Below are 11,180 nucleotides of genomic sequence, written 5' to 3' on the forward strand. Positions count from 1 at the left end.
AGGGCGCGCAGTTCGCACGCCTCGCTATCCCTCCCCGCACTAAAGTACGGGGTATCTCGCGGAGAAAACCGATGAGCGTGATACCCAACCTGGAAGGCCAGGCCAATGCCCTGGTCTGCGGCGCCAGCCGTGGCATCGGGCTGGCGCTGTGCGCCGAACTGCTGGCCAGGGAGGATGTCAGCCAGGTCTGGGCGGTGGCACGCAACGCCCAGCGCTGCGATGCCCTCACCGCCCTGGCCCGCACGCATGCCGGCCGCCTGACGCTGCTCGACTGTGACGCCCGTGACGAAACGGCCCTGGCAAACCTGGCAGCGGAACTGGGCAGGACCTGCCGGCATCTGCACCTGGTCATCAGCACCCTGGGCATACTCCATCAGGAAGGCGCCAAACCGGAAAAGTCCCTGCTGCAGCTGGACCTGGCCAGCCTGCAGGCCAGTTTCACGACCAACGCCCACGCCCCCATCCTGCTGCTCAAGCACCTGCTGCCCCTGCTGCGCAAGGCACCCAGCACCTTCGCCGCACTCTCGGCCAGGGTCGGTTCGATCAGCGACAACCGGCTAGGCGGCTGGTACAGCTACCGGGCCAGCAAGGCAGCGCTGAACCAGTTGCTGCACACCGCAAGTATCGAGCTGAAACGCCTCAACCCGGCGTCCACGATACTGGCACTTCACCCAGGGACCACCGACACAGAGCTGTCCCGACCCTTCCTGGGCAATGTGCCTGAAGGCAAGCTGTTCGAACCGGCGTTCGCGGCGCAGTGCATCCTCGACTTGGTGGCACGGCACGGGCCGGCGGACAGCGGCGGATTCTGGGGATGGGATGGTCGACCGATCGATTGGTGACCACAGCAATTTCGGAAAAGCCTGATGGCCGAGCGGTAGCGAGGCGCGCCCGGTTCGGCCACAATCGCTCGCTTCACTCGGCGCCGGAATGCCCTCCCATGCTCACCACACTCGCCATCGGCAACTACCGCTCGATCAACCATCTGGTGCTGCCGCTGGGCCAGCTCAACCTGGTGACTGGCGCCAACGGCAGCGGCAAGTCCAACTTGTACAAGGCCTTGCGTCTACTCGCCGAAACCGCCCAAGGCGGCGTGGTCGAAGCGCTGGCCCGTGAAGGTGGACTGGATTCGACCTGGTGGGCCGGACCGCAGGCGAGTCCGCGCATGCACCGCGGCGACGTCCCCATCCAGGGCCAGCAGGCCAGCGAGGCCAGGCGCCTGCGCTTGGGCTTCGCCACCGAAGATTTCGGCTTCGCCATCTCCCTCGGCCTGCCGATTCCCCTGCCCTACCCCAGTGCCTTCATGCTCGACCCCGAGATCAAGCGTGAAGCTATCTGGGGCGCTGGGGCCTACCGCCCCTCATCTTTGCTGGTGGAGCGCAAAGGGGCGGTGGTGCGCGCCAGGAACGATGAGGGCTGGACGCTACTCGACCAACACGCCGACAGCGGCGAAAGCTTCTTCAACATCGTCGGACGCCCGCGCCAGGCGCCGGAGATCGGTGAACTGCGGGCATTCATCAACAGCTGGCGCTTCTACGATCATTTTCGCATCGACCGCGAGGCGCCCTGCCGCCAGCCGCAATTGGGAACCCGCTCCCCGGTGTTGCACCACGATGGGCGAAACCTCGCGTCGGCGTTGCAGACCATCATCGAGATCGGCGACGTCGAAGACCTCAACGAGGCCCTGGAAGACGCTTTTCCCGGCAGCCGCCTGGAAATCGATGCGCCGCCTGGCGGCTTGTTCAGTGTGCGCCTTCACCAGCACGGGCTGTTACGACCACTGGCCGGCGCCGAACTGTCGGACGGCACTCTGCGCTATCTGCTGTTGATGGCCGCCCTGCTGACACCGCGACCGCCGTCGCTGATGGTGCTCAACGAACCGGAAACCAGCTTGCATGCCGACCTGCTCCCGGCGCTGGCCCGCTTGATCATTCGCGCCTCGCAGCGCAGTCAGGTCTGGGTGGTATCGCACAGTCGGCACTTGATCGAGGCACTTTCGGCTTGCGCCGACTGCAATGTGCTGGAGCTTCAAAAGCATCAGGGGCAAACCCAGCTGCGCGGTGTCGGCTTGCTGGACGAACCCCTGTGGCGCTGGCCGGACTGAGCGCGGCATCGGTCTACGGGTTCTGATCCCGCGGTGGCGAAACGGCCGATCAGTGACCAGGCTTGCTTGGCGACAAGTGTCATCTAAAGTTTTCCTTCACAGCATCGGCGTGTGCTTCACATTCAACTTGCCGACATGTCGTGAAAAGAGAATTGCCCACACCTGCCTCCGGAATTCAGCGGGGCTACCCTCCTGCTACTGTGTAAAAACACTACTGGCAGTTGCCCTAACCGGTACAGCGCTTCGCTCAAAAGAAGCCTGGTCGTACTCTTTGCATTGCCCGGCGGTGGCGCCACCTGGCGCGTCTGAGATGTCAGGCAATGGCGACCGATCATCGTGAGGAAGGAGAAGCTGCATGAACACCCGGACATTGGCCACATCGCTGTGCCTTGCAACGCTCATGCTGCAAGGTTGCGCCAGCAAATACGTGGAGTCCGACCAGTACTCGGGCTTTCTCAAGGACTACAGCCTGCTCAAGGAAGACCAGTCGCCTTCGGGGGCTCCGGTGATGCGCTGGATCAAACCGGGCATCGATGCCAAGCGCTACACCAGTGTCTATATCGAACCCAGCCAGCTCTACCCCAAGCCGCAGCCGACCGAGAAAGTGCCACAAGCGACCTTGCAAGGCATTACCCAGTACTACGACCAGACCCTGAAGAATCACTTCTCCCAAGTACTGCCACTGGCCAGCAGCCCAGGCCCACGCGTGCTGGTGGTACGCCCGGCGATTACCGCTGTGAGCGCCGAGACCAAGGGCCTGCGCCCGTATGAGGTGATCCCGATCGCGCTGATCGCCGCGGGTATCAGCACAGCGACAGGCATCCGCGACCAGGACACCAGCATCGCCACCGAGGCGGCGTTCCTCGACGGCGACAACAACCAAGTGGTGGCCGAAGTGGTTCGCAAAGGTGCGGGCGCGGACCTGGAAAATTCGTCCCAGACGATGCAGGCGAAAGATGCCAAGGCGGTACTCGATGGCTGGGCCAAGGACATGGTCAGCTCCTTCCAGGCCTTGAGAAAATAGGCGACCCCCATTCAGTGCGGGTGACCGGCGCGGAGTGAGCCGGCACACCCGCACCTATCGAGGCGCGATTCCATGGACAGCATTCGCGGCAATACTGTGCTGCAATTTGGCCAAGCACCGATCGAGCCCAACACTCGCAACGCTCAGTTCCGTCGATCGTTCGACCTGAACCTGTTCGGCAACCCTGCCGCGGCATTGCCTACCCTCAACCCAGCGCGGTTGTTCGAGTACGGCGTGCTCCCCCTGAGCCTGCCGCGATTTGGCCTGCAACAGGCGCTGCGCCCAGACTCGACCCTGGTGGGCCCGCTGCGCCATCTGGCCAACTCCGCCCCCACCGTGGGCCGGGCGTTGATCGCGGTGATTCGCTACATGCACCATCACTCCCCAACGTTCTTGTTCCGTCTGGAGCAACGCGCCGACTATGCCACCCTGTATTTCGATCAGCGTCAGTCCACCGCCCAATCGACGCCGCACTTGCTCGAGATGGCGGTACACGGCGCGCAGCTGCTGATCGGCGAGCTACGCGGCACCCCCCTGTTTCCCCGCGCTGTCAGTCTGCGTCACGCGCCGTTGGGCAATGACTCGGGCTATGCCCGGTACTTCGGCTGCCCGGTGCTGTTCGACCAGCCGCACGACGGCCTGGTAATGCCTGTCGATGTGCTCCAGGAAGCCTGCGTGCAGCAGGACAGCGACCTGCATGCCATCGTTCGCCAGTTCCTGGACAACCGGCTCATCCCCAGCGGTAATCTGCTGGCGGCGGTCGAAGCCAGAATCCAGATGCTGCTGCCCACCCAGCGCTGCACCCTGGAGCAGGTGGCCCTGGCCTTGCAGATGAACCCGCGTACCCTGCAACGGCGCCTGGCCGGCGAGGGCATCGAATTCGAGGTGCACCTGGACGCCATTCGTCGCCATCAGGCACAGCGAATGCTGCGTGAGACCACGCTGAGTGTGGGGCAGATCGCCAACGAGCTGGGCTATCGCCGTACCACTTCATTCTGCCGCGCGCATCTGCGCTGGTTCGCCATGACGCCGCTGGAACATCGGCGCCAATTCGGTGCTCCTGGCATCGCGCTGCGGTAACCCGCGCTCAGCACACCTCGCCGCCGTCTCCGGGCGGGCGCGCCGGTGCGGCGAACCAGCGCTCGCGGGGCACCCATTTTTCCTGGGGCGGGTCGGCCAGATAGTGCGGCGACATGATCTGCACGCCGTATTCGTTGAAGACATCCTGGATATTGGCGTGCAACAGGCTCAGCAACTCCGCCCGTGGCCGTGGTTCGCTGGGCACCGCCTGGGCCACCAGACGGTACTCGGGGTAGAAGTCCGACAGTCCGGTCTGGAACACCTGCGGACTCGGGTTGGCAAGAATGCCCTCGGTACGCTGCGCCGCCTCCACCAGCATCGCTTCGACCTGCCGCCAAGGTGTGTCATAGCCGATGGTGACCACCGTGTCGACGATGTAGCCCCGGCCTTGCACCGCACGCGAGTAGTTGCGGGTGACCGAGCCGGTGATCATCGAGTTGGGCAAGGTCAGCACCTCGCCAAGGCCGGTGCGAATGGTGGTGTTGAACATGCCGACCTCGGTCACCGTGCCTTCGTTGTCGCCCACCCGCACGTATTCGCCGGCCTTGAGCGTGCGCGAATAGGTCAGGATGAGTCCCGCCGCGGCCTGCCCGACCACGCTGGAAGCGCCCAGCGAGATCATCAGGCCGAGCAGCACCGACAGCCCTTTGAAGGCATCGGTGCCGGAGCCTGGCAGGTAGGGGTATGCCATGACCAGAGCGAACAGCCATATCCCCAGCGAAGTCAATCGGGTGGTGGGCTGCAAAGTTTCTTCGGTCAGCCACTTCAGCGTTCCGGGGCGGGCCAGGCGTTCGAGCAGACGCTTGCTGAAGGCGCTGATGCCGCGGGCGATGAAGAAGATCATCACGGCCACGACGATACCCGGAACGGCCTGCAAGATGCCGTCGAGCAGGTAGCGCAGCAGATCGAGCAGATACAGGTTGAGGCTTTCGCCCCATGGCCGGGTATAGGGGAACTGTGACAGCACGAAGCTCAGCCACTGGTAGCTGAGCAGTGCCACGATCACCCAGTACGTCAAGCGCAGCAGACGGTCGATGAGGAAGTACACGTACTGCATGTCGAATAGGGGCAACTGGCCGACTTTGATCTGCCGGGCGCGCTCCCGCATCAGCAGCGGCAGGCGTCCGCGCAGCTTGCGCCGGCCCAGGTTGGCGCCTTTGATCACGACCACGAACAGCAGCGTTGCGAGGGCGGAATAGCCCAGCGCCTTGAGCAGGAAACGCACGCTGCGCGCCTCGCCGGTTTCATCGACCACCTGACGCAGATTGGCCGCGGCCAGCTCGGCCGCCTCGCGGGTGTCACCGCCCTGCACACCCAGATCCTGGGGCGCGACGATGAACGCGCGTCGTCCGCCGAGCAAGACCAGGTGGCTGTTGAGAATGCGGTCGACCCGCACCGGCAGCTCGTCGGTCCCACGCAGGGTTTCCTCGATCACTGCCGTGGCGCGCTGCGCGCGGGCAGTGGGGGTCTCGCCGAGCAGCGTGGCGTGGAAGGTGAAAATGGTCCGGTTGGCGATACGCAGCTCCGCCGGCTCGCCCGGCACGCCCTCGGTGGCGCTACCCACCACCTCCTTGCCCTGCCCCACCAGCGGCAGCAAGGCACATAGCACCAGCAGCACAGTCAACAGGCGGTTCATCGCAGGCTCCCAGGCCGACAGTCTTTAGTGATAGCACAGACTTCACTGGCCGGCGCCGAGCCCCAGGAACCAGCGATAGTAGGGGTTGTCTCCGTCGCTGCGGGCCAACGCCGAAGCCTCTCTGGCCCAGGCCTGGCGGTTGCCGTTGTAGGCATGCAGGCTGAGGCTGTAGAACGCTGCCAGACTGCGCCACTGGTCATTCACCGCACTGGCGAAGCCCGCATCGGCGCCTTGCAGCGGCGGGGCCTTGCGCAGGGCCAGCAAGGCAGGCAGTACCCGGGTGATCTCCCGTGGGCGCACCCAGGGCGCGTACTCGATGCGCGGCTGATCGTCGGTCACCGGCAAGGCGTCGGCGGCATAACGCTCAAGCCCGGAGCGGTCGGTGATCCAGGTCGCCAGCAACGCCTGGGGCGAAGCGATGCCGACCTCGGCCAGCGCTTCGGCCACTGGGCCATGCGCCAGGCGCTGGCGGATCCGCGCCACATCCAGCGGCATCGGCTGCAACGAGCCGATCAGCAGCATCTCGTGAAACTCCGTGGTCCACAGCGTGGCGTGGGGAAACACATCGATGAAGCTGCGCACCAGCGAACGGCTTTCTTCGTCGTTCTGGGTCGGTAGCGGCAGCCACTGCGCCACCAGGCCCGCCGGTTGCAAACGGGCAGCGGCCAGTTGGTAGAAGTCGCGTGAATAGAGGTTGACCACGCCGGCGGCAGAAGGCGGTGGCGGCTCCAGGGTGATCAGGTCGTAGCGTTGCTCGCTGCGCAGCAATTCCCGGCGCCCATCGCGCAGCCGAATGTCCAGTCGCGGGTCGTCAACGGCTGCATAGTTGCCTATGAAGTGCGGCGCGGCCGCCAGCACGTCGGCCAGCAGCTCGGCCACCACCGGACGCTCCAGGCCGGGATAACGCAGCATGGCCCCAGCGGTGATGCCGGTACCAAAGCCGATCACCAATGCCGAGCGCGGTTCGCCGCTGTGGATCAGCAGCGGCAGCAAAGCCTGCAGGCGCATGTAGCGCAATGACGGCATGGCATCGCCGGTGTTGGACACCCCCTGGATGTACAAACGGCTGAAGGTCCGCCCTTCTCGTCCCTGGGTCACCACCGCCACGGTGCCGCCCTTGCCTTCGTGGTAATAGGCGAGCTGCCCATTGCGCGCTCCAGGCAGCAGTTCGGCCAGGCGCTGCGGCGGGGTCACCAGCGCCAGCAGCAGCGTCGCCAGTGCCACCGCTGCCACGCCAAGCGTAGCCGGGCGGCGCACCCCTTGACCCCGCCAGACCGCCACCATTCCCACGCCGGCAGCCAGCCCAGTAAGTATCGCCAAGGCACGTACCAGGCCAACCTGCGGCACCAGGACGAAGCCTGTGAGCAGCACGCCGGCGATACCTCCGAGAGTATTGAGCGCTACCACCGTGCCCACGTCCCGGCCCACATGGCCGCTGTCCACCACCAGACGCAGGGCCAGCGGGAACGCGGCGCCAAGCAATGTGGTGGGCACGAAGACCATGCACAGGGCCGCGACCGCGAAACGCGCGGACATGCCCGCCAGTGCGCTGCCGGTCACCTGCACGACCAGCAACTCGGCCTGGGTCTGAGCCAGCACCAGCCAGCGCCCCAGCCCCGCCAGCTGTAATAGCGCGAGCAGCCCGGCAACGGCAATCAACAGGCCGAACAGCCCCCAGGGATCGCGAATGCGCTCGGCGCGCCGGGCATACAGCCAACTGCCGGCGAGCAGCCCGCTGAGGTAGGTGGCCAGCACCACGGCGAAGGCGAAGGCACGGGTGCTCATGAACGGCACGATGGACTGGCTCCACACCACCTCGTAACCCAACGCCACCCCCCCGGCCAGGCAGTACAGGCCAACAGCCAGACGTGCCTGGGCCGAACGCGGGGCGGGCGCTGGTCGGGCAGGCGCCGGCAAGGTCGTGTCGCGACCGCGGAGCAGCCAGGCGCCGAGGGCCGCCAGCAGGTTCAGGCTGGCGGCGACGCAGGCGCTGCCGGTGACGCCCAGGCGTGGTAACAATACGAAGGCCGCCAGCAGGGTACCGGCGATGGCCCCGGCGGTGTTGGCCGCGTACAAGCGCCCTCCTGCCTCCGCCAACTGCCCGCTGACGGGGGCCTGCGCTCGCACCAGCACCGGCAGCGTGCCGCCCATGAGAAATGCCGGCAGGCCCACCAACGCGAACGGCAACGCCCAGGCCAGCAAGCCTACACTGGCCTCCAGGCGAGCGAACGGCCCGGCGGCGTGGGCCAGACTCAGGGTGGCGCCCAGCCCGAGGAACGCGACGGCCAGTTCCAGCGACACATACAAGCGCAGTGGGCGGCTCAGGCGGTCGGCCCAGCGGCCGAGCCACAGGCCGCCGAAGGCCAGCCCGGCGAAGAAGGCGCTGATGCCGGTGGCCACGGCGTGCCCTTCCACGCCCACCACCAACGACAGCTGTTTGATCCATAGCACCTGGTAGACCAGCCCGGCCGTCCCCGAGAGAAACAGTAGCGAAGCTGGCATGGCCAGCAGCAAACGGGACTGCAGGTGACGTTCACGGGTAATGGCGGAGGTTGCTGCAGGTGATGCCATGGGGAACGCCTTGTCCGGTACAGGTGAAGAGCAGGAGCGGGTCAGCCCGCTCCTGCCGTCATGGCACTACGGTGAATCTCACTGCTTGTTCATCTTCGCCTCGATCTTCTTGTCCACGTCAGCACGGATCTGGTCGATGCTGAAGCTGGCCGGGCGCTGGCTCGGCGGGTAGTCGACGAAGGTCTGCAGGAAAGCAGCTGCTTTGCGGACACCATTGAAAATCAGGAAATCATTCTTGGTGAGCCAATCATAGTACTGGTCCGACACGACGTCGGCGCGTTCGTAAGGGTCCATGCGCAGGTTGAACAGCTTGGGCACCCGCAAGCAGGTGAATGGCTCACTCCAGACCTTCAATCCGCCTGGGGCACGTTGCTCACAGAACACCAGCTTCCAGTCGTCATAGCGCATGCCGACCAGGTCACCGTCATCGCTGAAATAATAGAACTCTTTACGCGCGCTCTTATCGGTCTTGCCGGTCAACATGTCCAGCTGATTGTATCCATCGAGATGAACTTTGAAGTTCTTGCCCCCCAGATCAGCCCCCTTCAACAGGCGCTCCTTGATGTCTGTATCGCCCACCGCGGCGAGCAGCGTCGGGAACCAGTCGAGGCCAGAAATCATCTGCGTATTGATCGTATCGGCCTTGATCTTGCCAGGCCAGCGGATGATTGCAGGTACGCGGAAGGCACCTTCCCAGTTCGAGTTCTTCTCATTACGGAACGGCGTGGTCGCCGCGTCCGGCCAGGACCATTGATTAGGCCCATTGTCGGTCGTGTAGACGACGATGGTGTTGTCGGTGACCTTGAGGTCATCCAATGTCTTCAGCAGCTTGCCTACATCACCATCGTGCTCGAGCATACCGTCAGCGTACTCGTTCCCAACCATACCGCTCTGGCCTTGCATGGACTCGCGCACATGGGTGAAGGCATGCATGCGCGTGGTGTTCATCCACACGAAGAACGGTTTGTCGGCCTTGACCTGCTTGTCTATGAAGTTGATCGCCGCCTGGGTGGTTTCGTCGTCGATGGTTTCCATGCGCTTCTTGGTCAGTGCACCGGTATCCTCGATCTTGCCGTCGGCGCTGGACTTGATAACGCCGCGTGGCGATGCAGCCTTGACGAATTCCTGGTCATCCTTGGGCCAGAACGGACGCTCCGGCTCCTCTTCGGCATTGAGGTGATACAGGTTGCCGAAGAACTCATCGAAACCATGATTGGTCGGCAGGTACTCGTCGCGGTCGCCCAGGTGGTTCTTGCCGAACTGGCCGGTGGCATAGCCCTGTGCCTTGAGGGCCTGGGCGATGGTGACGTCGCGTGCCTGAAGGCCCACCGGCACACCGGGCATACCGACCTTGGACAACCCGGTGCGCAGCGCCGACTGGCCGGTGATGAAGGTGGACCGCCCCGCCGTGCAGCTGTTTTCGGCGTAATAGTCGGTGAACATCATGCCTTCCTTGGCGATGCGGTCGATGTTCGGCGTCTGGTAGCCGACCACGCCCTTGCCGTAGGCGCTGATGTTGGTCTGACCGATGTCGTCTCCGAAGATGACCAGAATGTTCGGCTTGTCCGCCGCACTGGCCATTCCCATCGCCAACGTTGCCGAGGCTGCAAGGGCAGCCGCCGACAACCACGTTCTGCTGGACTTCATAGCTACGCTCTCCGTTTCACGTCACTGCTGTCGTCCACGACTGCTGGCACGGAAACTACCGTGCGCCTGCGGCTGGTTTTTGAATCACTGCGGTGTTTCAAAGGGGTACACCCGGCGCCATTCGTTGGCCATGTCGACCACGGTCCAACCCTTGGTCCGGGCCTGGTCAAGCGCCTTGTCGAGCCGGCCCACCGAGCTGTTGCGGTCATAAGCCCACTCGCGCTGGGCGTCGGTGTGGTGTACCAGCCCGGCAAAGCGTTTGCCTTTGCCGGCCGTGGTCCACTGCAGCATCTGCAGGTCGCCGTCAGAGTTACCAAAGGCCAGCACGGGCCGACGGCCGATGATCGAATCGATGCTGACCGGTTTGCCTGGGCCATCGTCGTTGTGCACGAGCTCGGGCAGGCGCTGGATGCTCAATGCGCCTTGCTTGTCCTGGAACGCTGCATTCAGGGTGGTGCCGATCACCTGTTCCGGGGGGATGCCATACACCTCTTCGGCAAAGGCACGCATGAATGCGACCTCCCCGCCAGAGACAATGTAGGTCTTGAAGCCGTTGTTACGCAGGTACGCCAGCAACTCCAACATCGGCTGAAAGACCATTTCGGTGTACGGCTTGCCGGTGCGCGGGTGACGGGCGCTGGCCAGCCAGCTGCGGCTGCGGGCAATGAAGTCTTCGCTGCTCATGCCCGCGTGGGTGGCCACCACGATTTTCATCATGCCGTCCATGCCTTGGGCAGCCAGCGCCTGGTGATCGTTCTCCAGCACCGCCTTGAACGGTTGCTGCTCACGCCACTGCGGATGTTGCGGGGCCAGGCGCTTGATTTCGTCCATGGCGAACAGCACTTCGAAATACATCGGCTGCTCGCTCCACAGCGTGCCGTCGTTGTCAAACACCGCGATGCGCTCGGCTGGGGCGATGTAATCGGTGCCTCCCTCTTGAGTTATGGCGCTGACGAATGCCTCGATGGCCTGGCGCGACTGGCCCTCCCGCCAGGACGCCATGGGCTCGGTCGCCAGTGCCTGCAGCGCCGGAACAATCAGTAGCACACACAGCAATGTGCGCGCGACAGCCGTGCCAACCGGGGTATGGCGCATGGTCAACCATCCTTGCTGAAGTT

General features: G+C 64.4%; 8 protein-coding genes. 4 read left to right on the forward strand and 4 right to left on the reverse strand.

Annotation, left to right across the window (positions count from 1 at the left end; translation table 11 throughout):
- The first annotated feature begins 71 nt into the window (after nucleotides 1–71).
- The 4 genes from KY379_RS24625 to KY379_RS24640 all read left to right on the forward strand — a co-directional run bounded on the left by KY379_RS24625 (nucleotide 72) and on the right by KY379_RS24640 (nucleotide 4,208).
- A complete protein-coding gene (locus KY379_RS24625) occupies nucleotides 72–842 on the forward strand; it encodes an SDR family NAD(P)-dependent oxidoreductase (RefSeq protein ID WP_261241903.1) in 771 nt (256 codons plus the stop codon).
- Between the two features lie 98 nt (nucleotides 843–940).
- On the forward strand, nucleotides 941–2,104 hold the full coding sequence (locus KY379_RS24630) for an AAA family ATPase (protein WP_261241901.1): 1,164 nt from the start codon (nucleotides 941–943) through the stop codon (nucleotides 2,102–2,104).
- 355 nt (nucleotides 2,105–2,459) lie between these two features.
- On the forward strand, nucleotides 2,460–3,128 hold the full coding sequence (locus KY379_RS24635; RefSeq protein WP_261241900.1) for a DUF3313 domain-containing protein: 669 nt from the start codon (nucleotides 2,460–2,462) through the stop codon (nucleotides 3,126–3,128).
- Nucleotides 3,129–3,200: 72 nt separating this feature from the next.
- Nucleotides 3,201–4,208, forward strand: a complete 1,008-nt coding sequence (locus KY379_RS24640) for an AraC family transcriptional regulator (protein WP_261241899.1) — start codon at nucleotides 3,201–3,203, stop codon at nucleotides 4,206–4,208.
- A gap of 7 nt (nucleotides 4,209–4,215) precedes the next feature.
- Here the strand turns inward: KY379_RS24640 and KY379_RS24645 are convergent, their stop codons facing one another.
- From KY379_RS24645 to KY379_RS24660, 4 genes are all read right to left on the reverse strand, one after another.
- Nucleotides 4,216–5,844, reverse strand: coding sequence for a mechanosensitive ion channel family protein (locus KY379_RS24645; RefSeq protein WP_261241898.1), 1,629 nt, complete (start codon nucleotides 5,842–5,844; stop codon nucleotides 4,216–4,218).
- A gap of 42 nt (nucleotides 5,845–5,886) precedes the next feature.
- The gene (locus tag KY379_RS24650; RefSeq protein ID WP_261241895.1) at nucleotides 5,887–8,415 is read right to left on the reverse strand and encodes a fused MFS/spermidine synthase; all 2,529 of its coding nucleotides are present in this window, start codon (nucleotides 8,413–8,415) and stop codon (nucleotides 5,887–5,889) included.
- Between the two features lie 78 nt (nucleotides 8,416–8,493).
- On the reverse strand, nucleotides 8,494–10,062 hold the full coding sequence (locus KY379_RS24655; protein ID WP_133327154.1) for an arylsulfatase: 1,569 nt from the start codon (nucleotides 10,060–10,062) through the stop codon (nucleotides 8,494–8,496).
- A gap of 84 nt (nucleotides 10,063–10,146) precedes the next feature.
- A complete protein-coding gene (locus KY379_RS24660; protein WP_261241891.1) occupies nucleotides 10,147–11,157 on the reverse strand; it encodes an HAD family hydrolase in 1,011 nt (336 codons plus the stop codon).
- Nucleotides 11,158–11,180 lie beyond the last annotated feature (23 nt).

Origin of the sequence: Pseudomonas sp. HD6422, from assembly GCF_025377065.1 — a bacterium.
In the GTDB taxonomy this organism is placed as follows: Bacteria; Pseudomonadota; Gammaproteobacteria; order Pseudomonadales; family Pseudomonadaceae; genus Aquipseudomonas; species Aquipseudomonas putida_U.

What these genes read in the sequence shown, in the direction of transcription:
- KY379_RS24630 (WP_261241901.1), top strand. Translation starts at nt 941, where the DNA reads ATGCTCACCACACTCGCCATCGGCAACTACCGCTCGATCAACCATCTG.
- KY379_RS24625 (WP_261241903.1), top strand. Translation starts at nt 72, where the DNA reads ATGAGCGTGATACCCAACCTGGAAGGCCAGGCCAATGCCCTGGTCTGC.
- KY379_RS24645 (WP_261241898.1), bottom strand. Translation starts at nt 5,844, where the DNA reads ATGAACCGCCTGTTGACTGTGCTGCTGGTGCTATGTGCCTTGCTGCCG.
- KY379_RS24650 (WP_261241895.1), bottom strand. Translation starts at nt 8,415, where the DNA reads ATGGCATCACCTGCAGCAACCTCCGCCATTACCCGTGAACGTCACCTG.
- KY379_RS24640 (WP_261241899.1), top strand. Translation starts at nt 3,201, where the DNA reads ATGGACAGCATTCGCGGCAATACTGTGCTGCAATTTGGCCAAGCACCG.
- KY379_RS24655 (WP_133327154.1), bottom strand. Translation starts at nt 10,062, where the DNA reads ATGAAGTCCAGCAGAACGTGGTTGTCGGCGGCTGCCCTTGCAGCCTCG.
- KY379_RS24635 (WP_261241900.1), top strand. Translation starts at nt 2,460, where the DNA reads ATGAACACCCGGACATTGGCCACATCGCTGTGCCTTGCAACGCTCATG.
- KY379_RS24660 (WP_261241891.1), bottom strand. Translation starts at nt 11,157, where the DNA reads ATGCGCCATACCCCGGTTGGCACGGCTGTCGCGCGCACATTGCTGTGT.